A 22,411-nucleotide genomic window follows, 5' to 3' on the forward strand; every position below is an offset into this window, starting at 1 on the left:
CAAATTAACATGATATATTTGTTAAATGAGTTAAATTTTGGGAGGTATTTATGAAAAAGGTTCTGCTTCTATTATTTGTGGTTTTATTTATTCTACCAAGTAACAAATCTTTGGCTGCGGAGGTTTCAAACGAAAAGCTTAAAGAGCTTGACCGGTTCATAGAAGAACAAAGAAAGGAAAATGGTCTAGCTGGTGTAGCTTATGCGATTGTAAGTCAGGAGGAAGTTATATATAGTAGAGCATTTGGATCTGCAAATCTAACAGAAAGCATGGAAACGACGACACCAGTTATCATAGGGTCAACAAGTAAGGCCTTTACCGCTTTGTCTGTTATTCAGCTAGTTGAGAATGGAGCAATTAGTCTCGATGAATCGATTGCTACATACTTGCCAGCCTTTGCTGGTACTGAAAAAGAGAAGATCACAATTAGAAACCTGCTGCATCATACTAGCGGTCTTCCGACAATGGCTGGTTTAGTATTGGTAGCAAATAGTAAAGATAAATTTCTATATGATACGATTGAACTTGTGAAGGATGTGGAACTTGCTCATGAGGTTGGTGAGGAATTCGAATATAGTAATATAAATTATATTCTTCTTTCAGCAATTGTAGAGTATACAAGTGGAATACCATACGCAGAGTATGTTAGTCGTAATATCTTATCTCCTTTACAATTAGAGAATACCTATGTTCATCTAAAAGATGCTAAAAATGTATCACCAGGACATGCACCCTGGTTTGGCTTTTCATTACCTACAAAGGTTCCATATTATGAAAATGCAATCGCGAGTGGGTATATGATTTCATCTGCTGAAGATATGGCTCTATTTTTAAAAGCACACATGATGGAAAATAGTATTATTTCTGGTGATATGATTAAACACTTACATGCTGGGGTAGCACCTATCGGTTTTATGGAAAATGCAAGCTATGGAATGGGCTGGTTTGAGAGAGATCTTTTTGGACAAAAGCTTATTGGGCATGGTGGAGATATCCCATCTACAGGCTCATCCGACATGTATTATTTACCTGAACAAAACGTTGGCGTTGTTGTGGTTTCTAATACACATAATGGCCAGTTTGTTCCTGGGAATGTACATGAGATAACGGAGGGAATCATTGCGCATCTTCTTAATGAAACACCTATTAAAGAAGAGGGAATGAGCTTTTCAAAGTATTATACATTTTTTAATATTATTGTAGGATTAGTACTTGTCCTAACTTTAGGTTCTTTTTATTTCTTAATAAAAAGAAAGATTTCCACCAACAAGATTTTATTATCACTTTCGATTTTAATACAGATTATTATCCCAATTTCCTTTTACCTATCCGTACCTTTACTATTAAAAGCACCTTGGGAAGCTGCTTTTATCTTACAACCTGATTTAATAACGTGCTTGTTTATCTTTTTCACATTACTTTTCATAAGAGGGATTTGGTTATCGGTTCTCGTTTTTGTACAGAAAAAGAGTGAAAGCGTACTAAAAATTTGATGGTAACCATTTTGAACCACATGACAATAGTGACTGTCATGTGGTTTTTTTAGAATGAAAATTCAGTTGTAATTTTAAGATAACCGATAGGTAATAATGTAAAGGTTATATTAAGATTTTTATTTAAGCCTTGAGAGTCATTCGTAAGGAATGCTACACTTTCAATATCGGTTTTCAATATCATTTACCGATATTGGTAAAAATGATTGGGGGTGCTTGTTTGGAAGAAAAGGTATTACGAAAACTCTTTCTTGGGTTTATCCATATTCATATTTTACATCATGCGAAGGAACATCCTGTTTTCGGAGCATGGATGGTTGAAGAGCTTAGGGAGCATGGATATAACATCAGTTCAGGCACCCTTTATCCGATCCTTCATTCGATGGAAGCAGATGGACTATTGCATCGGGAAGATCGAAATGTTGAAGGGAAAATACGAAAGTATTACACGACCACGGAAAAAGGGAATAGTGTCTTAGTTGAAGCCAGAAAAAAAGCGTATGAACTGTTCAAAGAAATTAAAGGCTGAAAAAGAAAGGTGAGACGATGAAACACGAAAAGAAGAGTGGTTTACAAGTGCTGATAGAGATTTTACTCGTATCAACAAGGCTTGGATTTACCTCATTTGGAGGACCAGTTGCTCATTTAGGTTATTTTCATAATGAATATATCCGAAGAAGAAATTGGATGGATGAAAAAAGCTATGCAGATTTGGTGGCATTGTGTCAGTTCCTTCCAGGACCTGCTAGTAGTCAGGTTGGAATTGGAATTGGTGTCATGCGGGCAGGAGTACTAGGAGGAATTGTCTCATTTATTGGGTTCACCTTACCTTCTGTTATAGCGTTAATTATATTTGCCATGATTCTACAAGGATTTGATGTTGGGGAAGCTGGATGGATTCATGGGTTAAAGCTTGTAGCAGTAGCAGTTGTTGCTCATGCGATTTTAGGGATGGCGGAAAAATTAACACCAGATTTAAAACGAAAAGCTATTGCACTGTTTGCGTTAGTAGGAACACTATTATGGCAAACTGCATTTACACAAGTTGGCGTCATCTTAATTGCAGGATTTGTAGGTTATCTACTATATAAAGGCCAGACAGATAAGGATGAAAGTAGAGTTCAATTTCCGATTTCTCGTACGTTTGGTGCTGTGTGTTTAGCTCTATTTTTTGGATTATTAATTTTACTTCCTATTTTACGAGAAATGACTAGTTTGAATTGGGTAGCTATGTTTGATAGTTTTTATCGCTCAGGTTCACTTGTGTTTGGTGGAGGGCATGTTGTGTTACCGTTACTAGAGCGTGAATTTGTCCCGACCGGATGGATGAGCGAAGAAGCATTCTTGGCTGGATATGGTGCGACTCAAGCAGTTCCAGGTCCATTGTTTACATTTGCTGCCTATCTCGGAACAGTTATTAGTGGTTGGCAAGGGGGATTACTAGCAACTGTAGCGATTTTCCTACCAGCATTTTTATTAGTACTGGGGACTCTACCTTTTTGGGATACATTACGTCGCAATGAGAAAATAAGGGGAGCCTTGATGGGAGTGAACGCCGCAGTTGTAGGGATACTAATTTCTGCGTTTTACCTACCTATCTGGACTAGTTCAATCCTAGCTCCAATCGACTTCGCCTTTGCAGCTGTATTATTTAGCATGCTCGTCTTCTGGAAATTACCACCATGGATCATTGTAGTAATAGGAGCACTGGGTGGGCTCGTACTAGGATTGCTATTTTAATTTGTGTCTTGAGGGGCCTGACCCCCAATGCGTTAAAGCTTTAATGCGGCGGGGGTCAGGCCCCTCATTTTATTTATTCCATTCTTCTCTTAAGACTGCATAGTAATACTCATCCCACCATCCATCTCCAGCAGGTATGCACTTCTTGAAATAGCCTTCTTTACGCATTCCGATTTTCTCCATAATTCTATATGACGCAATGTTTTCTGGTTGGCAAGTTGCCACGATACGGTGTAGGTGTAACTCTTCAAATGCATAGCCTAAAACAGCTTTTGCAGCTTCAGAAGCATACCCCTTACCATAGTAGTTAGAGTTAAATACCCAACCGATTTCATATGTATGATCACCAAAATATTTATGAAAGACGATATGCCCGATAAGTTTATCTGTTTTGGTTAAGATAACTGGAAAGTACTTTGCATGCTCACCTTGATTCTCCTTAACAAACTTCTTGGCTTGCTCCTCGGAAAAGACACCCTCTGGTATATACGTCATAATAGTAGGGTCTGACGTATACTCGTATACTGCTTCCCAATCCTTCTCTTCAAATTCACGTACAACTAAACGCTCTGTTGTAAAATACATACGAACTATCCCCTTACCAAAAATTTCTCACTACTTTTTGTTCGACAACAAGGTAAGATTTTCCTCCTAAATATGTCTTGAGGGGCCTGACCCCCAGTGCGTTAAAGCTTTAACGTACTGGGGGTCAGGCCCCACATTAGAGTTACCACCGTTTTTTGAGTGAGAGTAGTTCTTCTATATAGCCAGCTAGGCTGGCTGGTGCTTGGAGAAGTGGATAGGTTAATAGGAATAGGATTCCCCATGCAAATTGTCTATAAATCGGGATATTGAGTAACTTAAAGATAGTTCGTTGACGATGATACATCAGCCCTGATAGTAATAGACTGAAGGGAAGTACCAGAAGAGTTAGAAGGCCCACAATCAAATAGAATTGGAAGAATAGGGCAAGTATGATTCCTGGAACGAAAACGAAGATAATTGCGAGATCGATTAGTGGAAAAAAGAGATTAAGAAATATATTGAATTTAGACAATCCTTTGTATTTCACTAGAATCATAGGATGCGCTCGAAAGGCCTCAAATAACCCACGAGCCCAGCGTTTACGTTGGTTAAAGAATTTTTTGAATTTAGTTGGAACATACGTAAAGCCAATGGCAGTAGGAACATAGTCTACTATATAGTTGTTTTCTAGAATACCCCAGGTTAGAACAATATCTTCACCTACAACCGATTTCCATCCACCGGCCTTTATAATAGCTTCCTTGTGATAAAGGCTAAATGCTCCTTGCGCAACGAGAGTTCCTTTATACAGACTTTGTTGGCTTTTAACAGCTGCAATGCTTAATAGATAGTCCCAAACTTGAAGCTTAGTTATCCAACTCTGTTTAGGATTATTGACCATAATTGATCCTGCAACTGCTCCTATTTTTTGACTGCTATTTTGTAAGGGCTTGACGATTTTCGAAAAAGCTTTCTGGTGTAACCAAGTGTCCGCATCAACCGTTACGATATAATCGTATGATGCATAGCACAAACCACGGTTTAAAGCAGCTGATTTACCTTGGTTCTCTTTTTGAAGGATTACTTTTAATTTAGGGTATTTCAATTCTAAATCGGCTAAAATTTCCCCTGTTCGGTCGGTTGACCCATCATTGATAACAATTAATTCAATCTTACCGTTGTAATGACAGGACAATATTTTCTGTATAGTTGTTTCAATATATTTCTCTTCGTTATAGGCTGCGATAAGGACAGATAAATTGGGTGACGGGCCAGTTTTTGTATTAGGACGTCTTGGATCTAATAGAAGTGAAACCATTAAGAATACAAAAATGAAGCCAGGTATAATAGCTAGTCCAAATACGGCAGCAAGTGCTAGGGGGTAAGGGATGTAGTGACTAATTTCGCGAATCCAGGGCAAATCAAAGAAAAATGAAAAGAGCATCCATTCTGTTGCGAGTAGTAGTGATACTGAAAATATAAAAATTGGTTTTGTTCTACTAAACAAGAATATAAACTCCTTTCTATCAAAGTAAGTAGTTTATACATTTGCTTTTTAGGAATAGGTAATTGGACAACTATCCTATCTATATGAGATCAAACGAAAAAATAGACTATTTCAGGAGGAATGTCGGAGGGACGTTAATGAAGATAAGTAGGTGTTGTACGTGCAAGCCATTAGTCGTAAAAAAAAATTAAAAGGTGTGAAGGCTTAGTAGAATGGAGTTCAGACTGGCAAATCTTGTATCGTAATAAATCCTGCCTATTGCTTTTAAGTTTTTTCTGTGTTACTCTAAGAAAGAATTATTTTTGTTCGGTTCTATAGGGTATGAATAAGTTTCTACTTTTCGACTTCGATATCTAATTGAGCAATTATAGTAATAAACAGTGGAAAAGATCCACGTTCAGGAGGAAACAAACATGCAACAAGGTACAGTAAAATGGTTTAACGCAGAAAAAGGTTTCGGATTTATCGAAGTTCAAGGTGGAGAAGACGTATTCGTACATTTCTCAGCTATCCAAGGCGACGGTTTCAAATCTTTAGACGAAGGTCAAAAAGTATCGTTTGAAGTTGAGCAAGGTCAACGTGGCCCTCAAGCTACTAACGTTAACAAAATCTAATTTTAAACCAATAATAAAAAGAACTCAGCTAGCTGAGTTCTTTTTTTATGTACTTTAAAAAAGCAAAACAAAAAAGACGACTAAGGTAACAGATTCTCCATTACAATGGATTCTCCGAATACATTAGTTCGCCTTTAGGCCAAACATGTTAGAAAAAGATAAAAAATGGTTACATAGAGCATACCACACCAGTGTCGAATTACCAATCTTTATTTTCGAAAAATGTATAAATCTGTCGTTTGAGTAATTGCCCTAAATTTTATGAAACAAGTTTCAGTCCGATTGCGGCACTTAAAACCATTCCAATAAAGAAAAGCCTTTTCCAATCTTTTGATTCTCCGTATAAGACCATCCCAAGTATTGCCCCGCCGGCAGCACCAATTCCAGTCCAAATGGCATAGGCAGTTCCCATAGGTAGAGTTTCCATTGCAAATGACAGAAAGAGAAAGCTTGCACCAAAACCGAGAATTAATAAACTAAGGGTTTGCCAATTCTGTTTTTTATGAAATGTGTTAATCATTGCCACCCCAACCATTTCAAAAATTCCTGCTAGTATTAAAGAAAACCAGGCCATTACATTTCATCTCCTTGAGGAGAAGGTTCAATTGTGACTACTTTTAACCCGATTACTCCAACTAAAAGTACAACGATTAAGAGGACTTTTTCTATTTTAAATGGCTCGCCAAATAAAAGTATTTCAGATAAAACTGTTCCTGCTGTTCCGAGCCCTACAAACACAGCGTAGACGGTTCCAACGGGAAGGTTACGCCCAGCCATGATCATTAAATAAAAGCTGATACCAATGGCAATGAACGTACCAGTCCATGTCAAAAAGTCGTCCGAGTGCTTTAAACCTATCACCCAACATACCTCGAAAAGAGCGGCAACAAACACCTTTGCCCAATTTGCATTCATATTAGATTACCTCCAGCTGTTAGTCTTACCCCAAAAAAATTCAAGACGATTCTCACGAGCATTAATCTCTCTCTTACACACATAACGTTAAGCCTAAAATTCTTTTGAAAAGTATTTTAAGTCTTCTTCATGATGAGGAAGAGCAAGATTCCGTTCATAGGTCATCCCTAGTTTTTTTAGAAGTGTCGAAGATGTAGTGTTATTAATAGTAGTAATAGCAACGATACGTTTCAGTCCTAGTTGTTGGCTTCCGTAGAGCAATGTTGCAGCCGCGGCTTCATAGGCATAGCCATTTGATTGAAATTCTGTAAGTAGTGCAAAACCAATATCTATATCTTCTAGGGTAATTCTTTTTATTAACCCACACATACCAATGGGTGTACTGTTATCTTTTAGTTCAACTATGTATAGCCCAAATCCTAACTTTTCATACATTTCGATTGGACCTGTAAGTATATAATGTTCAGCGTCTTCTAGTGTTTTAACTCCCTTATCACCTATAAAACGCAACCAGGACTCGTCATTCAACAGTTTAAGAATAAATGGAGCATCACTTTTCGTCATCAGACGTAAAATTAACCTGTCTGTTTCGATTACTTTCAATTTAAGTTCACCTCACCAGATTTACCAACAAATCAAAACCTAAAACCATCATAACACAAGGACAGTATATTGTTTTTAATCTTAACTTCATAAATGGTAGAATGATTTTACGAAAAGAAATGGAGTGAGGCTTTTGAAAAAACTAAGATTAGGTAATAGCTCGATAGAGGTAGGCGAAATTGCTTTAGGGTGTATGCGTATGGCAAGTCTTTCAGCAAAAGAAGCAGCAAATGTAATTGAACATGCCTGCGAAAGTGGAGTGGATTTATTTGATCATGCTGATATATATGGTGGCGGAAAATCAGAGGAAGTATTTGCAGAAGCATTAGAATTGATATCAAGAAAAAGAGACCAGATGATCATTCAAACAAAATGCGGAATACGTAAAGGTTTTTTTGACTTCTCAAAAGAACATATTTTATCTTCAGTTGAGGGAAGTCTTGATCGATTAAAAATGGATTATATCGATATTTTATTACTGCATCGTCCGGATGCCCTAATGGAACCGGAAGAAGTTGCTGAAGCATTTACGATATTGAAGGAAAGTGGAAAGGTTCGTTATTTTGGGGTTAGCAATCAAAACCCTATGCAGATTGAACTATTAAAATCATACCTAAAAGATGATTTGATTGTGAATCAACTGCAAATGAGTCTAATGCACACACCCATGATTGATGCGGGATTAAATGTGAATATGCAACATGACCCCGCAGTAGTGCGTGACAGTGGCGTTCTAGAGTATTGTCGTCTACACAATATGACCATTCAAGCCTGGTCACCTTTTCAATACGGGATGATCGAGGGAACCTTTATTGGAAACGACAATTATCCTGAAATCAATACAAAGCTACAAGAGCTGGCAGAGAAAAAAGGGGTTACAAACTCAGCCATTGCAATAGCATGGATTCTTCGCCATCCAGCTCGGATACAACCAGTTATCGGCTCAATGAATCCACAACGAATCAAGGACATTGCAGCAGCTTCTACGATTGAATTAACTAGACAAGAATGGTATGAACTCTATCGCTCAGCAGGAAACAAATTACCATAAATCATTTTGGGGCCTGACCCTTCACCGCGCTAAAGCGGTGGGGGTCAGGCCCCATTTGTCATAAATTTGGAAATTAGTTTACATTTATTTTGAAAGTAATGGGAATGCTCGAAATAGGTAATTAAATTAATTTGGAGATGGTAGTATTGGATGTTGCAATTATGGGTGCTGGCCTGTCCGGTTTGGCTTGTGCAATAACGCTTGAAAAGCATGGGATTACTCCAACTATTTTTGAGAAAAGAAGTAGGGTAGGAGACCGTTTTGTTTGTGGAGAGTCTCTGCTATCTATTTTCTTACGTCCAATAAATGACTGTATTGAAACACTATCCGAGGAGTATGGGATATATCTTCAGCCGTCTGCACCTATTCAAAAGATGGAGATTTTCTCGAAACACAACAAAGCAATAATTGAGGGGCATCTTGGTTTTAGTAATGTTCGGGGGAGAGAGCACGATTCTTTTGAATCCCAACTTCAATGCCAGACAAAATCCGAGATACGTTTTAATTCTACAAAAACCTATGAAGAATTACAGCAAACTTATACCCATGTTGTTATGGCGACAGGAGACGGAGACTATACAAAAAAGATGAAAAATTTTCGGGAGGATTTATCGGTTTCAGTTAAAGGTGTAACAGTTGAGGGGAACTTTGATCGCTATGCTGTTATGACTTGGCTTAATTATGATTTTGCACCATACGGCTACTGTTATCTAATTCCATTTTCAGAAAAAGAAGCAGGCATTTCAATTGCAATCCCTCATTTACCAGAAAATCGGGACATCGATATTAATAAATTATGGGATGTATTTTTCACACATGTCCAATCCCAGCTTTTACAAGACCTTAAGGTAACAGACGAATTTAATGTTACTGACTACCCGATTGGAATTAGTGATAAAGGGAGAGTTGGTAATACGTTTTTTGTAGGCAATTGTTTTGGGAGTATGATGCCGTTTTTAGGTTTTGGTCAATTTACATCAATTGTCAGTGGAGTGTTTGCAGCCTATGATATTTGTGGAATTGGAAAGTACGAGAAACTAATGAAATCACACCGCCAAAGCTACAAAAACTCGCTAGTATTAAGGAGGGCAATGGAGCAAGTATCTAACGAAGGTTTAGATCGAATAGTCAAGGGATTACAAGGGTACTGGGGAGAGAAGTTATTTCACACTACGACGATTAATCCCTTAGGGGTAGCGAGTTACCTACTTCGTCCTTATATAAAATTGAAAAGAGGAGTGACCTCGTAATGAGTATTAAGGAAACAATTTCTCTTACAGCATCTGAACTTGGGTATCTATGGACAGGTTATTCGATTAATGAAATGTCAATGTGGTATTTAACAGCATTTAGGGACCAAGTAAAAGATGAGGAGATTAAGGAATTATATACATTTGCGTTAGAGGGTACCAAGAAGATCTTAGATGGCCGTAAAACGTTACTTAGTAATGAAAGCTATGCAATCCCTATTGGTTTTTCAGAAAAAGATATACATACTCATGCTGGACAACTCTATTCAGACAGGTTTCTATTATATTATTTACATGTTGGAGCTCAAGTTGGTCTTGAATTTCATGCAAGGGCAGTGGCAATGGCAACTAGAGAAGATGTTCGAAACTATTTCAAGGATTGCTTGGAATCGTCAACTCGGTTAAGTGATAAGGTAACTACTCTCTCGTTAAATAAAGGATTATATTGGAGAACACCCACATTACCAGCACCTACCTCGCCAGAGCACATCCAAAAAGCAAGCTATTTAAATGGATGGTTTGGTGATGTCCGCCCTTTAAACAGCATGGAACTTGCTAATTTATATGAAATTATCGGTCTTTTAATAATGATTGAAACACTATGTATAGGGTTTGCACAAACAACTGATTGTGAAGAAGTTTCCCGAATTTGTAGGAAGGCAGCAGATATTTCTAAGAAGCTTTTCGAGGATTTAGTCGGTTTTATAAAGGAAGATAATCTGCCAACACCTCCTAGTTATTCTGCAGAAATGACCGACACGAAGGATAGAGTATTTTCTGATCAAATAATGATTGCTCATGTTGCAGGTCTGTTTGGCTCTCTTTTATCTCAGTACGGTTTCTCACTAGGCTCTATCATGAAGCATGATTTACTAACAGCTTATACCACACACATTTCAAGGGCTGGTGCATTCACTGAAAAAGTCTCACGCTTTATGATTGACAAAGAATGGCTTGAAAAAGTTCCGGGAGTTATAAATCGAAAGTGAAATTGGGGCCTGACCCCCGGTGCGTTAATGCGTTAACGCACCGGGGGTCAGGCCCCATTCGACATATATTTATCGTTTGTAGCGATGTGTATTGTTTTGAATTCCAAAGCGTGCGTTGATTTGTCCTTGTCTCATTTCTTCACGAGCCGCGCGCTCTGCGTCTTGTTTTTCTCGTTTCATCTCTTGACGAATCTCATAGGTTTGGACGCCATCTTCTATTAAGTTAGCAATCTTCATTAATGTTTCGATATCGTTAAATGAGTATTTTCTGTTTTTGCCTTTGGACCGCTCAGGAAAGATTAATTGACGCTCTTCGTAATAACGGATTTGTCGCTCTGAAAGACCGGTTAACTCACATACTGTTCCGATTGTAATGACCTTTTTGTCTTTATAGGAGGAATCCCCAGTCATCGTTCTCACCTCACAAAAAGTAGAGTAGAAATCTGATTTTCTATTATTTTACAAGATATATGCTGAAAAGGTAACACTTAATGTTAAGAAAACTCACAAATTATTTAATATTCAAATTTATATGTTAGATAATCTTACAAACTCATAGATGTCAGATTTTACTACAGATATAATCAAAACTACATTAAAACAAACAGATGAGGGAGAGGATTACAAAATGGAGACCCAAGTATTAATGGATAATTTGTGGGTTATGCTTGGCACGATTTTAGTATTTTTTATGTTAGGTGGATTTATCTTACTTGAGGCTGGATCAACTCGGATGAAAAATGCGGGACATATTGCTGGTAAAACAATTTTCACCGCTGGTATTGGAGCATTGGTCTTCTGGGCTGTTGGATATGGATTTATTTATGGAGAGGGTAACGCGTTTATTGGTTTATCCAATTTCTTTTACGGGGATGCTTCAACTGTTGAGGAAGGCTTAACACCTGCAGTTGATTTTATGTTTCAAATGATGTTTGCACTTGTTTCATTAACAATCGCATTTGGAGGGTTTGCTGAACGTGCAAAGCTATCGGCTTATGTGATCTTTGCCGTATTATTCTCGGCACTTATCTATCCAGTTGTTGCTCACTGGATCTGGGGTGGCGGCTGGTTAGGTGAACATGGTAAACAAGATTTCGCAGGTTCAACCGTTGTTCATTTAACCGGTGCAATGGCAGCTTTAGCGGCAACAGTCATCTTAAAACCACGTATTGGAAAATATAACAAAAACGGTTCTTCAAATGAGATTGCTGGTCATAACCAAGTATATACAGCATTAGGAGTCTTAATTTTATGGGTAGGATGGTTCGGATTTAACGCAGGTAGTACATTCGGAGTAGCAGATGGATTCTTTGGTTTCGTTGGACTAAACACACAATTAGCTGCAGCAGCAGGTGCTATTGCTGCAATGTTTATCGCCTGGGTTGTAAGTGGGAAAGCAGATGTGCCAACTACTTTAAATGGAGCGTTAGCCGGTCTAGTTGCCATCACTGCATCCTGTGGGTTTGTTGAGCCGTGGGCAGCGGTAGTTATTGGTTTAGTTGGAGGCCTTATCGTTTTTTATAGTATGAAGTTCTTTGATAAAGCGAAGATTGATGACCCGATTTTTGCCTTATCAGTTCACGGAACAGTTGGGATTTGGGGAACTCTTTCTAACGGACTTTTCGCGGTTCCTTCTTTATCAACAGACATTGGCTGGGGGCAAGCAGGATTATTTTACGGCGGAGGCTTCACTCAATTGGGAGTTCAAATCTTAGGGGTAGCTGCTTCAGGAGTCTATGCATTCGTCATATCCTTCATTATTTTAAAGGTAATGGATAAAGCACTGGGTGGAATTCGAGTAACAGAAGAGGAAGAAATCATTGGTCTTGATTTAAGTGAACATGGAAGCTACGGATATCCAGAAAGCCTTTCAGCCCCAAATGAAAAAGCAGGTGCTTAGAAAATGGTCTTTGTTAAATATACTGAGAATAGTGAGCTTGAAGAAGAGATGAATCCTTATCTAAAAATAAGACAGTTGCGAGAGAAGGGTATTTATAAGTTTTCACATGGTCACCGTACTCTTAACCACTTCCATGATCAACTTATGAAAAAAACAGTTCAGGTTGCAATCGAAAAGGTGGAAAGCGAGTTTGGGCCAGTCCCAGCTCTCTTTGCCTTTTTTACAATGGGAAGTGCTGCAAGGTCAGAACAATCTATTTGGAGTGATCAAGACCATGGTCTGATTTTTGCAGGAAACGAACAGGAAAAACCTTATTTTTTACAACTAGGAACTGAGATTTCTAAAGGGTTACATGAGGTTGGTTATGAATACTGTGATGGCAATGTCATGGCTTCGAACATGAAATGGTGTCATTCAATTGGTGGTTGGGAGAAGCAACTAACTGAATGGCTTGATGAAGCTAGCTGGGAATCCCTTCGTTATTTTACTACCTTCTTTGACTCTCGTGTTTTGTTGGGAGAAGAAGGCTATTTGCGTAGTTTAAAAGAAACATCAATTAGTAGACTGAATGAAGAGTCCTTTTTATACTCTCGATTACTCGAAAATATCAGTCATGTTAAAAAGGGAATTGGTGTACTAGGGCAGTTTTTGCCAGACATCTATGGGAAGAAACCGGGTCACCTTAATAGTAAGGATACTATCTTCTTTCCTTATGTAAATTCAATTCGTCTGCTCGCATTGAAGGAGGCCATCTTAGATCCTTCAACAATAAACCGGTTTGAAAAATTACCTCTTCATTTATCACACATAAAAAGCTATCAATCTCATTTTGAAAGACTGCTAGAATTGCGACTTTTATTAAAAAGGAATGCAACTAACTATGAGGATGTTCATTATGTGAAAATTGATTCATTATCGAAATTCGAAAAGCAAGAGCTTAAACAAATTATGAAAAAAGGTTATAAGTTGTTTAATGAGACCAAAGAGATCATCCTTAAAGGGTGTCGATCATGAGGAATCAGGTAGTTCAGTTTATGAAACAGTTATCTGGAATGCTGCACCCAAGCCTTTTCGCTTCTGTTTCTAATCAAAATAATGCAGCAAACATTGCATTTCTTAGACAACTCCAGCGTGAATTGAAGGCAGAAGATGTGCTTCAGGTTCCTTTTTCAGATTTAAAGGTTGTAGTGTTTGATTTAGAAACAACAGGTTTTTACCCACAAAAGGGTGACCGAATACTATCAATAGGTGCTGTAAAAGTAGTTGGTGATCAACTCAAGGACAGTGACGTGTTTTACTCGTTAGTGAACAATATAAATCCACTACCTGATACCATAAAAGAGTTGACCGGAATCTGTGAGGATGATCTTGAACATGCACCGGAATTAGGCACCGTCCTACGAGAATTCTATCAGTTCACACAAACCGTCCCACTCATTGCACACCACGCAACTCATGAGAAGAACTTCATGCACCATGCTAGTTGGTCAACTTTAAAAATGAATTTTCAGCATAGAGTAATTGACACATCGTTTTTAACAAAGATTGTTGAGCCTGCGAAAAGCTTGGTTAGTCTGGATGAATGCTGCAACCATTTTGGAATACAGATTACTAAAAGACATCACGCACTTCATGATGCCATTGCAACTGCAAAGCTCTGGACAAAAAGCATCCAACTAATTCAAGAACACGGCTTTCACACTCTATCAGATGTATACACCCACCTAGCAAACCGTTAAAGCTTGGGGCCTGACCCCCAGTGCGTTAAAGCTTTAACGCACCGGGGGTCAGGCCCCCTCTGTCACAAATTAGGTAACATTTTTTTGAACGTATTAAAGGAAATTTCTTAAGTAATGTCTAAATATACTATCATAGGATGAAAAACATAACGATTTGGAGGAGACTCGAATGTTAAAAAATTACGATGTGAAAAAGCAGGTAACTGTAGATTCCACAGTATTACTGCAAGGGATTGTAAAAGCGATTTTTAAAGATAATATTCATGTTCAAATCGGGGGAAAGGTTATTTCTTTACCTATAACAGAAGTTAACATTGCTAAATAATAGATGAAGGAGCATGTCAATCTAGTAAAGGTATACTGGAGAGGGATGCTCTTTTTGTACTCGATTCGATTTTTCAAAACTTGAAGTAGTAAAAACCTCCTTAATTTTCCTCTCTAAACTAGTTTAAGTACCCTTCCCTTATTAGTAAAAAGCTCATATGAATAAATAAGAATAGAAGGGAGGTTTTTTATATGTTTCCACCAAGACAAGTTCCCCTTCGTAGAGGAGCAGTCGGTAACCCTTTAAATAGACATCCTTTTCTGGGGCAGGCTGTACCTAGACCCAGACCACAGAGGGTTCCTTTTGCAGCTCCTTTAGGAAGACCGCCTAGACAAATTGGGCCATCAACTGGACAACGCAGGGATTTATTATCGTATTTTCGGAAAGAAGATGGGACTTATGACTTTCAAAAAATGACTGCAACAGCAGGACAAATAAAAGGTGTATACAATCAAGTAGCAGGATTTGCCCCAATGATTACAAAATTACTTGGTAGATAGATGTTATAAGGTGATTAGTCATAGAATGATTGTTGAGGCCTTTTCCATTCTTAAGGTCTGACAAGAACGAAGTTGCATTTTTTCCATTCTTAGTCAGGCCCCTTTTTATATTTGTAGTCATAAAGTAATAAAAAAGCCAATATAATTTTTTTACTATACCTGTTGAAGGGAGTAATTGATATGTTAAAAGAACAGGAATTAAAAAAGGAAGTAACGATAAACTCAACCGTCCTTTTAAAGGGAATCGTAAAAGCTATCTTTAAAGACAATATACATGTTCAAATTGGAGGGAAGGTCATATCCTTGCCTATATCAGAAGTGAACGTGGTAAAATAGAGGTTGTAACTGCAAAACTTCCAATTTTCTAATCTTGTTTTTTTGTTATATAAATGTTGCAATTGTAACTGAATCGTAATATATTATTAATGTACTTACAACCTTTAGTAATTTAGCTAAAGGATAATCTGTTAATATAGCAGCAGTAGTAGCCTGCTATAGACAACAAAGGACCATTATGTTTGACCCCTATCTAAACATATATAGGTTTTACAATTGAATGAAACAAAAAAGAGTTGGTGAACCAAAATTAAAAGTACAGGTCACCAACTTTTGTTATTTATGGGGCCTGACCCCCGTTGCGTTATTGCTTTAATGCGATGGGGGTCAGGCCCCTGATTTTATGTGCTGTTTTTTCAGCAGAGTGTAGAAGTGACAGATAAGGAATGATGATATACTAGATGTAAAGGCAGGAGATCTGCCCCTTTTACTAATAATAGGTTGTGATTAGTTTAATAAACATTTTAAAAAATTTAGGGGGACAAGATGAAATTATATCGTGTGATTATACCAGTTTCTAATATAGAACTAGCAACAGAGTTTTATCAGAAGATTTTAAGTATGGAAGGGAATAGAGTATCTGATGGAAGGCATTATTTCGATTGTGGAGGAACCATCTTAGCCTGTTTTGATCCAAAAGCAGATGGCGACGAGTTTGATGCTAGACAGAATCCAGATCATATCTATTTATCTACCGCAAACCTTGATGAGATACTTACCAATATCAAAAATTGGGATGCTAGTCTAATAGTTGACCCAATCAACACGCAACCATGGGGTGAAAAGACACTATACGCAAAAGATCCCTTCGGCAATCCACTCTGCTTTGTAGACGAAAAAACTGTATTCAAGGGATAAAATTGAGGCCTGACCCCCGCTGCGTTAATGCGTTAACGCGCCGGGGGTCAGGCCCCTTCTGTCACAATTTCCTTGTCGTGGACTCTCCATATGCAGGCTAGAGCAAGAACTAGACTTCCAGCTGCGGCCCAAAATAAAATTCCAAAGCCAAAGAAATCAATGAAGAGACCTAAGGTGGGTGGGGAGATGATGGCTGCTAAGGATGAGACTAGATAATAAAGTCCCGTTCGTGTTCCATAACTTGTTGTGCTTCCGGTAGAAACGATAAAAGGATATGCATTGATATTTACGCATGCCCAAAACAATCCCCCAAGAAAAAGGACAATCCTCAAATAGACTACTGACTCAATCCAATTTAATAACAAAAACGAAAAAATCAATCCAATAACGCCAACTACGATAACCTTTTTCTTACCAAACTTTGCTCCAAGTAATCCGCTTGGTATTGCCGACAACACAAAGCTTAAAGAGAAAAAGGTCAAAGAAAAAGCGGAGGCACTTTTGCTCAAACCTAGTTCATTTACCCCATAAAGGGTAAACAAAGCTTCCATGCCCTGAATGGAGATAAACCAAAAAAAGATAGCTGCCAGTAAGTACAAGGTTGGTGGATTTAATTCGTCTTTATAATTAATTTTTGGAACGAGTGTTTCTGTATATGTAATCGAGTCTTGGTTTTCTTTTATATTCGTAAAAACGACCAAAAGGACGAGTAAGAATATAGCAGATACAGCTAAAAAGGGGAGATATTCCTTGATGCTAAACAAATAGGAACCAACGCTAAAGGCAAGGATTGCTCCACAGCCTCCCATAAAGTTTATAATTCCGTTGGCCTTTGTACGGTTCACTTCAGGTGTGATATCTGGCATTAATGCAATCGTTGGAGATCTAAAAATGGCCATAGAAAGATTCATACAAATCATGAAGAATATTAACATAACTAAACTAGTATGAAAGGGAAGCAAAGCATAAAATAATGCCGCAAGAGGTATCCCAACTAGTAGGTAGGGCATGCGACGGCCAACTTTTGTTTGAGTCCGATCACTGAGCTGTCCGATATAGGGCTGCAAAAAGAGGGCAATATAATTATCTACTGTCATTAAAAAACCTATCAATGCAGTACTCGTAATAAAATTATCAAGAAAAAACGGAACAAACCCATTATACAAAGACCACCCAATACTAATCCCAAAGAAACCAAATCCCAACAGCCACGTTTTTCTCATGGCATCTCTCCTCAACCTCAATCTCACACAAAAAATCGCGCTACTAATAGTATGCGGACCAAAGCACTATATTGCTTGTTCCAATCTAATTATGTCTTAAGGGGCCTGACCCCCAGTGCGTTAAAGCTTTAACGCGCCGGGGGTCAGGCCCCACTTTTTTAAAAATTTTTCGTTTTTATTTGTAAAAATTGTATTTTGGTGGAAACTAATCCTTGAAAAAGAACGTTACATAGTGAGAAAGTTGATATAAATATTGATGGAGGGGTTTAAGGGTTATGTGCGGTTTTATTGGTATTTTAAGAAATGATAATGTCCAGGCCATTGATTTAGATCGGTGGAATGAGGCATTGCAATCAATCCATCACAGAGGGCCAGACGATACTGGTAATTATCGTGACGAGCGAGTGGAGTTCGGCTTTAAACGATTAAGCATCATAGATTTAGAACATGGTGAACAGCCACTTAGCTATCAAGAGCGTTATCATATTATTTTTAATGGAGAGATTTACAACTATGTTGAACTTAGAGAGCAACTAATTGAGCAAGGTGTAACCTTTCAAACAATGTCAGATACTGAAGTAATTGTTGCGTTGTATGCTCATAAAGGGAAAGATTGTGTGCAGGATTTAAGAGGGATGTTTGCATTTGCAATTTGGGATATTGTTGAAGAGACATTATTCGCTGCCCGCGACACCTTTGGAATTAAACCTTTCTATTATTATGAAACAAAGGATAGGCTGATTTTTTCATCGGAGCAAAAAAGTATTAAACTCTTAACAGGACAGCATGAGTTACACCAAGAAAATATTCAACACTATTTAACCTATCAATATGTCCCTGAGCCTCGTTGCTTGTCAAAGGATATTTTTAAATTGCTTCCAGGGCAATATTTAGAAAAAAAGCCGAACCAAAAGGCAATTATCACTTGTTTTAACAAAAAGAGCTTTTTACCGGAGGAAAAGCAGTTCTCTGAGTTTACTAAAGAAACGAGACAAGTGCTGGAAGATTCTGTAGCGAAGCATATGCGCAGTGATGTACCGGTAGGAGCATTTTTATCAAGCGGGATTGACTCTACAACCATTGTGGCTTTAGCAAAACAACATAATCCAGCCTTAAAAACATTTACTGTAGGATTTGAAACAGAAGGGTACAGTGAAATCGATATAGCTAAAGATACGGCTGAAAAACTCGGAGTCGAAAATATTCATAAAGTTATTACACCACAAGAGTTTGTTACTGAGTTGGAAAAAATTATTTGGCATATGGATGACCCTGTCGCTGACCCAGCTGCTGTACCACTTTATTTTGTAGCAAAAGAAGCCAGTAAGCATGTAAAAGTAGTCCTGTCAGGCGAGGGGGCAGATGAACTTTTCGGGGGGTATACGATTTACCGTGAACCTTTATCGTTAAAATGGATCAATCGACTCCCTAAGTCTATACAAGTTCTAATGAATAAGTCGGCAAAATTATTACCGCAGGGGATAAAAGGAAAAAGCTATATTTTAAGAGGTACAACCCCGATGGAAGATAGGTATATTGGGAATGCCTTTATCTTTTCTGAAGCAGAAAAGAAAATGTTACTCAAAAACTATCAACGCAACCAACCATTTACTGAAATTACGAAATCAATGTATGAGGATGCGAAGCTTTATACTGACTCAAGTAAGATGCAATACATTGACCTGAATACTTGGCTTCCTGGAGATATTCTCGTAAAAGCAGATCGAATGACAATGGCTCATTCTCTTGAGCTTCGAGTACCATTTTTAGATAAAGACGTATTCAATCTTGCTAAGCAAATTCCAGATCATATGAAAATAGCCAATGGTACAACGAAATATGTGTTACGAGAAGCAGTAAAAGGTCTAGTCCCAGACTCTGTACAATATCGTAGAAAGCTGGGTTTCCCAGTACCTATTCGTCACTGGCTGCGAAATGAACTATATGACTGGGCAAGAGACTTGTTAAAATATAGTCCGGCAGCTGATCAAATCTTTAATCGGGAAGAACTATTGTTGTTATTAGAAGATCATGCAATTGAAAAAGTGGATAATAGTCGAAAACTCTGGACCATCCTATCATTTATGATTTGGTACTCGCTTTATGAACAAGCGGATACAACCCAATCGCTTAAACTGGTCAAAGAAAAAACGCTCGCTTACAAAACCGTCTATACAAACGCTCCGGCCTATTCGGAATAATGTTTTAGGGGCCTGACCCCCAGTGCGTTAAAGCTTTAACGCGCCGGGGGTCAGGCCCTTTTAGACATATTTAGTTAGGTGTTGAAGTAATAATACTAATCGCTTACGATTATAGTTAAATAAAGTACTAGTTAATCAAGATTGACCGGACGAAACGTTGAGGAAGAGGGATGATTTTTTTGAAAGAGGAGATAGTTTATCAGACTGATGAATGGTATAGATTGGCTGAACAAAAGGCTGCTTCATACTTTAACGTACTTTTTGAGCAGCTAACGGATAAATCCTATGTCCCTGTCCTAACGAAAGACATACATACATGGAAGCAGAACCATATTCATCACTGGTCTATATTTTCTTTATTTTCACGTAAAAATAGAGAACCAAGTTCGAAGGAGTTTCACACCTATATTCAATGGCTCAATTACACTGGTAAACTAGAAGGTTATTTGGACCGGAGTATTTCATATCTTTTTATGAGGGATTTAGGTAAGGCACTTGATTCGGTAGAGACACAAGCTAAGATTGAACAGGTAGTAGGTAATTTGAAAAAATCACTCCTTGATTCAACTTCATCAAGCGCCACAGACTCGTTTAGCCTAGCCGGTGTTTACAGGTGGGCACAGAAAGAAGGTGTTGAATCAACTTTTGTCTGGTTGATTACCAAACTAAAGAATGTAGCCTCAAATATTCCACAGGGAATGGAGGCAGAGCATGCCCAGAGAAAATTGATAAAAATTATTGCAGGTGTACTTATGCACGAAATAGAGGAGATGGGGGGAAATGTATCTACAGAAGAACGGAAGAGAAGGCTTGAGAAAGCAATTCGGCTCGGCTATTCATATGGACTAACGTATCCTTTCATTGATGACCTCCTTGATGCTAACATTTTATCGCCTAAGGAGACTAAACAATACACGGAATTAATTCGAACTACTTTAACCACGGGTTACGTACCAGAACTACGATACTGGTCTGGAAAAAATAAGAATCTCATTTTTTATATTCATAAAGAGCTAAGAGAAGCATTTCAGTATATAAAATCTAACCAGCGACCTGAGACTAAAAACATATTTCTCGAACAAGCCTATGTGTTTTTTCAATCACAAGAAGTAGATCGTGAAAAGACTCTATCTAATGGAAATTATACAAATGAAGAGCTTTATATACCGGTTATTCTAAAATCTTCTTCATCACGCTTGATTGTTAGAACAGTAATCACAGCCCCTGAAGACGAGGACATTGATAACCGAACCTTCTATTATGGAATCTACAATCAGCTTGCGGATGACTTTTCCGACATGTTTGATGATATGAGGGACGGAGCAGTTACACCTTATACATATTATTTAAAATATCATGACCAACGAGACGATCTCATCAATCCTTTTGAAATGTACTGGACAGTCATTTCTAACCTCATTCATAACGTGTATCACTCAGATCCTAAAACTCGTGAGATTATATTGGACCGTGCAATCAATGGTCTTAAACGATTTAAAAAAAGAGCGGGAAACCATGTCTACAATGAGGTAATGGAGACTTTTGCATCAGGTAATCCTTCATTTAATCATTTACTTCAAACGATGGTTAAAAAAGCAGATGATGTTGATTTCTTTGATAAATTGCTTCGTGATCGAATCATTGCCATTTTAAAAAAGGACAAGAAAGAGCGAGCGGAATTTGTAGATAAGGTTGAAACAATAAGAGAGCAAATGAATGAAATGTTAGCTATTTCTTCTAGTAGAAATGTTGATCCAATCATTGAGGCAGCGAACTATAGTTTAAATGGAGATGGGAAACGGTTAAGACCTATTATTACTTGGGTTATGGGAGTAGAGGGATACGGTTTAGCCCAATCTTCCATCGTGCCGCTGCTAAAATCATTAGAATATATGCATACAGCATCGCTTATTTTTGATGATTTACCGTCTCAGGACAATGCAAAAATGCGGAGAGGACGACCTACTCTTCATCAGGTGAAAAACGTTGCGGTAGCAGAACTCACAGGGTTATTTTTAACCCAAAAGGCCATAGAAGAACAAACAACTCTTACTCAGTTTGATTCGAAAACAGTGCTACAATTAATCCAATATTCAACTAGGATTACCGGGGAAATGTGTAAGGGACAGGTGATGGACTTAGAGAGTAAAAGTAAACGGTTAACACTTGAACAACTTCAGGCAGTTTCATTTTATAAAACCGGAATTGCATTCGAAGCTTCCATCATTATGCCAGCTATTCTCGGGAAAGCGACTGAACAGGAACAAAGCACTTTGAAAGAATTTTCCCGCCATGCAGGGATTGCGTTTCAAATAAAAGATGACTTACTCGATGCGGAAGGTGATGAAAAACTCTTAGGAAAATCTGTTGGAAAAGACACTGAGAACAACAACTCAACGTTTGTAACAATTCTCGGCATAGAAAATGCACGAAAAGAACTATGGGAACACTACTGTCTAGCAATGGAAGCACTAGAAAAAGTACCACGTAACACTACCTTTCTAAAGCATTTAGTGAATTATATCGTAAATCGGGACCACTAAGATTTGGGGATTTGGGGCCTGACCCCCAATGCGTTAAAGCTTTAACGCGCCGGGGGTCAGGCCCCCGATTGTAAAATATTTCATAGTTGGACATACTAT

At 38.1% G+C, this 22,411-nt stretch carries 23 protein-coding genes; 16 read left to right on the forward strand and 7 right to left on the reverse strand.

Features of this window, described 5'->3' with window-relative positions:
* The first annotated feature begins 50 nt into the window (after nt 1–50).
* From J2Z26_RS04065 to J2Z26_RS04075, 3 genes are all read left to right on the forward strand, one after another.
* Nucleotides 51–1,493 (forward strand): serine hydrolase domain-containing protein, encoded by a 1,443-nt coding sequence (locus J2Z26_RS04065; RefSeq protein ID WP_193535119.1) that lies wholly within the window; start codon nt 51–53, stop codon nt 1,491–1,493.
* A 220-nt stretch (nt 1,494–1,713) separates the two neighbouring features.
* On the forward strand, nt 1,714–2,022 hold the full coding sequence (locus tag J2Z26_RS04070; RefSeq protein WP_193535120.1) for a PadR family transcriptional regulator: 309 nt from the start codon (nt 1,714–1,716) through the stop codon (nt 2,020–2,022).
* 17 nt (nt 2,023–2,039) lie between these two features.
* Nucleotides 2,040–3,233, forward strand: coding sequence for a chromate transporter (locus J2Z26_RS04075; RefSeq protein WP_193535121.1), 1,194 nt, complete (start codon nt 2,040–2,042; stop codon nt 3,231–3,233).
* Between the two features lie 69 nt (nt 3,234–3,302).
* Here J2Z26_RS04075 and J2Z26_RS04080 read toward each other — a convergent pair whose 3' ends face one another.
* On the reverse strand, nt 3,303–3,818 hold the full coding sequence (locus J2Z26_RS04080; RefSeq protein ID WP_193535122.1) for a GNAT family N-acetyltransferase: 516 nt from the start codon (nt 3,816–3,818) through the stop codon (nt 3,303–3,305).
* 142 nt (nt 3,819–3,960) lie between these two features.
* On the reverse strand, nt 3,961–5,265 hold the full coding sequence (locus J2Z26_RS04085; RefSeq protein WP_193535127.1) for a glycosyltransferase family 2 protein: 1,305 nt from the start codon (nt 5,263–5,265) through the stop codon (nt 3,961–3,963).
* 413 nt (nt 5,266–5,678) lie between these two features.
* On the opposite strand from J2Z26_RS04085, the gene J2Z26_RS04090 reads away from it, so the two are divergent.
* Nucleotides 5,679–5,879 (forward strand): cold-shock protein, encoded by a 201-nt coding sequence (locus tag J2Z26_RS04090; RefSeq protein ID WP_193472117.1) that lies wholly within the window; start codon nt 5,679–5,681, stop codon nt 5,877–5,879.
* 259 nt (nt 5,880–6,138) lie between these two features.
* Here J2Z26_RS04090 and J2Z26_RS04095 read toward each other — a convergent pair whose 3' ends face one another.
* The 3 genes from J2Z26_RS04095 to J2Z26_RS04105 form a co-directional block, all read right to left on the reverse strand.
* The gene (locus tag J2Z26_RS04095; RefSeq protein WP_193535128.1) at nt 6,139–6,453 is read right to left on the reverse strand and encodes a DMT family transporter; all 315 of its coding nucleotides are present in this window, start codon (nt 6,451–6,453) and stop codon (nt 6,139–6,141) included.
* Complete coding sequence (locus J2Z26_RS04100; protein WP_193535129.1) at nt 6,453–6,794, reverse strand: DMT family transporter; 342 nt, start codon at nt 6,792–6,794, stop codon at nt 6,453–6,455. The genes J2Z26_RS04095 and J2Z26_RS04100 overlap by 1 nt, the downstream gene beginning before the upstream one ends.
* Before the next feature lie 93 nt (nt 6,795–6,887).
* On the reverse strand, nt 6,888–7,397 hold the full coding sequence (locus tag J2Z26_RS04105) for a GNAT family N-acetyltransferase (RefSeq protein WP_193535130.1): 510 nt from the start codon (nt 7,395–7,397) through the stop codon (nt 6,888–6,890).
* A gap of 133 nt (nt 7,398–7,530) precedes the next feature.
* Here J2Z26_RS04105 and J2Z26_RS04110 point away from each other — a divergent pair, with 133 nt between their 5' ends.
* From J2Z26_RS04110 to J2Z26_RS04120, 3 genes are all read left to right on the forward strand, one after another.
* Nucleotides 7,531–8,448: an aldo/keto reductase gene (locus tag J2Z26_RS04110; RefSeq protein ID WP_193535131.1), complete on the forward strand. Its 918-nt coding sequence runs from the start codon at nt 7,531–7,533 to the stop codon at nt 8,446–8,448.
* Nucleotides 8,449–8,585: 137 nt separating this feature from the next.
* The gene (locus J2Z26_RS04115; protein ID WP_227413649.1) at nt 8,586–9,698 is read left to right on the forward strand and encodes an NAD(P)/FAD-dependent oxidoreductase; all 1,113 of its coding nucleotides are present in this window, start codon (nt 8,586–8,588) and stop codon (nt 9,696–9,698) included.
* A complete protein-coding gene (locus J2Z26_RS04120; protein ID WP_193535132.1) occupies nt 9,698–10,687 on the forward strand; it encodes a DUF3231 family protein in 990 nt (329 codons plus the stop codon). The genes J2Z26_RS04115 and J2Z26_RS04120 overlap by 1 nt, the downstream gene beginning before the upstream one ends.
* Before the next feature lie 69 nt (nt 10,688–10,756).
* Here the strand turns inward: J2Z26_RS04120 and J2Z26_RS04125 are convergent, their stop codons facing one another.
* Nucleotides 10,757–11,098 (reverse strand): MerR family transcriptional regulator, encoded by a 342-nt coding sequence (locus J2Z26_RS04125; protein WP_193535133.1) that lies wholly within the window; start codon nt 11,096–11,098, stop codon nt 10,757–10,759.
* 217 nt (nt 11,099–11,315) lie between these two features.
* On the opposite strand from J2Z26_RS04125, the gene J2Z26_RS04130 reads away from it, so the two are divergent.
* The 7 genes from J2Z26_RS04130 (at nt 11,316) to J2Z26_RS04160 (ending at nt 16,345) form a co-directional block, all read left to right on the forward strand.
* Nucleotides 11,316–12,587, forward strand: a complete 1,272-nt coding sequence (locus tag J2Z26_RS04130; protein ID WP_193535134.1) for an ammonium transporter — start codon at nt 11,316–11,318, stop codon at nt 12,585–12,587.
* Between the two features lie 3 nt (nt 12,588–12,590).
* Nucleotides 12,591–13,601, forward strand: coding sequence for a DUF294 nucleotidyltransferase-like domain-containing protein (locus J2Z26_RS04135; RefSeq protein WP_227413650.1), 1,011 nt, complete (start codon nt 12,591–12,593; stop codon nt 13,599–13,601).
* On the forward strand, nt 13,598–14,326 hold the full coding sequence (locus tag J2Z26_RS04140; protein WP_227413651.1) for an exonuclease domain-containing protein: 729 nt from the start codon (nt 13,598–13,600) through the stop codon (nt 14,324–14,326). Before J2Z26_RS04135 ends, J2Z26_RS04140 begins: the two co-directional genes overlap by 4 nt.
* A gap of 169 nt (nt 14,327–14,495) precedes the next feature.
* A complete protein-coding gene (locus J2Z26_RS04145; protein ID WP_193535138.1) occupies nt 14,496–14,651 on the forward strand; it encodes a hypothetical protein in 156 nt (51 codons plus the stop codon).
* A 191-nt stretch (nt 14,652–14,842) separates the two neighbouring features.
* Entirely contained in the window at nt 14,843–15,151 is a 309-nt protein-coding gene (locus tag J2Z26_RS04150; RefSeq protein ID WP_193535139.1) for a YppG family protein, read from the forward strand.
* 180 nt (nt 15,152–15,331) lie between these two features.
* Nucleotides 15,332–15,487: a hypothetical protein gene (locus J2Z26_RS04155; RefSeq protein WP_193535140.1), complete on the forward strand. Its 156-nt coding sequence runs from the start codon at nt 15,332–15,334 to the stop codon at nt 15,485–15,487.
* A gap of 486 nt (nt 15,488–15,973) precedes the next feature.
* Nucleotides 15,974–16,345 carry a VOC family protein gene (locus J2Z26_RS04160; protein WP_193535141.1) on the forward strand — a complete coding sequence of 124 codons (372 nt, stop codon included), beginning with the start codon at nt 15,974–15,976 and terminating at the stop codon, nt 16,343–16,345.
* Between the two features lie 47 nt (nt 16,346–16,392).
* Here J2Z26_RS04160 and J2Z26_RS04165 read toward each other — a convergent pair whose 3' ends face one another.
* Nucleotides 16,393–17,568, reverse strand: coding sequence for an SLC45 family MFS transporter (locus J2Z26_RS04165; RefSeq protein WP_193535142.1), 1,176 nt, complete (start codon nt 17,566–17,568; stop codon nt 16,393–16,395).
* A gap of 275 nt (nt 17,569–17,843) precedes the next feature.
* Here J2Z26_RS04165 and asnB point away from each other — a divergent pair, with 275 nt between their 5' ends.
* Entirely contained in the window at nt 17,844–19,769 is a 1,926-nt protein-coding gene (asnB, locus tag J2Z26_RS04170) for an asparagine synthase (glutamine-hydrolyzing) (RefSeq protein WP_193535143.1), read from the forward strand.
* A gap of 170 nt (nt 19,770–19,939) precedes the next feature.
* Nucleotides 19,940–22,312 carry a polyprenyl synthetase family protein gene (locus J2Z26_RS04175; RefSeq protein WP_193535144.1) on the forward strand — a complete coding sequence of 791 codons (2,373 nt, stop codon included), beginning with the start codon at nt 19,940–19,942 and terminating at the stop codon, nt 22,310–22,312.
* Nucleotides 22,313–22,411 lie beyond the last annotated feature (99 nt).

The organism is Cytobacillus luteolus (genome assembly GCF_017873715.1).
GTDB lineage: Bacteria > Bacillota > Bacilli > Bacillales > Bacillaceae_L > Bacillus_BV > Bacillus_BV luteola.

Excerpts from the sequence above, each read along its gene's own strand:
- J2Z26_RS04145 (WP_193535138.1), top strand. The coding sequence starts at position 14,496 with ATGTTAAAAAATTACGATGTGAAAAAGCAGGTAACTGTAGATTCCACA.
- J2Z26_RS04175 (WP_193535144.1), top strand. The coding sequence starts at position 19,940 with ATGATTTTTTTGAAAGAGGAGATAGTTTATCAGACTGATGAATGGTAT.
- J2Z26_RS04065 (WP_193535119.1), top strand. The coding sequence starts at position 51 with ATGAAAAAGGTTCTGCTTCTATTATTTGTGGTTTTATTTATTCTACCA.
- J2Z26_RS04140 (WP_227413651.1), top strand. The coding sequence starts at position 13,598 with ATGAGGAATCAGGTAGTTCAGTTTATGAAACAGTTATCTGGAATGCTG.
- J2Z26_RS04150 (WP_193535139.1), top strand. The coding sequence starts at position 14,843 with ATGTTTCCACCAAGACAAGTTCCCCTTCGTAGAGGAGCAGTCGGTAAC.
- J2Z26_RS04155 (WP_193535140.1), top strand. The coding sequence starts at position 15,332 with ATGTTAAAAGAACAGGAATTAAAAAAGGAAGTAACGATAAACTCAACC.
- J2Z26_RS04080 (WP_193535122.1), bottom strand. The coding sequence starts at position 3,818 with ATGTATTTTACAACAGAGCGTTTAGTTGTACGTGAATTTGAAGAGAAG.
- J2Z26_RS04115 (WP_227413649.1), top strand. The coding sequence starts at position 8,586 with ATGGTAGTATTGGATGTTGCAATTATGGGTGCTGGCCTGTCCGGTTTG.
- J2Z26_RS04120 (WP_193535132.1), top strand. The coding sequence starts at position 9,698 with ATGAGTATTAAGGAAACAATTTCTCTTACAGCATCTGAACTTGGGTAT.
- J2Z26_RS04100 (WP_193535129.1), bottom strand. The coding sequence starts at position 6,794 with ATGAATGCAAATTGGGCAAAGGTGTTTGTTGCCGCTCTTTTCGAGGTA.
- J2Z26_RS04095 (WP_193535128.1), bottom strand. The coding sequence starts at position 6,453 with ATGGCCTGGTTTTCTTTAATACTAGCAGGAATTTTTGAAATGGTTGGG.
- J2Z26_RS04125 (WP_193535133.1), bottom strand. The coding sequence starts at position 11,098 with ATGACTGGGGATTCCTCCTATAAAGACAAAAAGGTCATTACAATCGGA.
- asnB (WP_193535143.1), top strand. The coding sequence starts at position 17,844 with ATGTGCGGTTTTATTGGTATTTTAAGAAATGATAATGTCCAGGCCATT.
- J2Z26_RS04090 (WP_193472117.1), top strand. The coding sequence starts at position 5,679 with ATGCAACAAGGTACAGTAAAATGGTTTAACGCAGAAAAAGGTTTCGGA.
- J2Z26_RS04160 (WP_193535141.1), top strand. The coding sequence starts at position 15,974 with ATGAAATTATATCGTGTGATTATACCAGTTTCTAATATAGAACTAGCA.
- J2Z26_RS04165 (WP_193535142.1), bottom strand. The coding sequence starts at position 17,568 with ATGAGAAAAACGTGGCTGTTGGGATTTGGTTTCTTTGGGATTAGTATT.
- J2Z26_RS04135 (WP_227413650.1), top strand. The coding sequence starts at position 12,591 with ATGGTCTTTGTTAAATATACTGAGAATAGTGAGCTTGAAGAAGAGATG.
- J2Z26_RS04130 (WP_193535134.1), top strand. The coding sequence starts at position 11,316 with ATGGAGACCCAAGTATTAATGGATAATTTGTGGGTTATGCTTGGCACG.
- J2Z26_RS04075 (WP_193535121.1), top strand. The coding sequence starts at position 2,040 with ATGAAACACGAAAAGAAGAGTGGTTTACAAGTGCTGATAGAGATTTTA.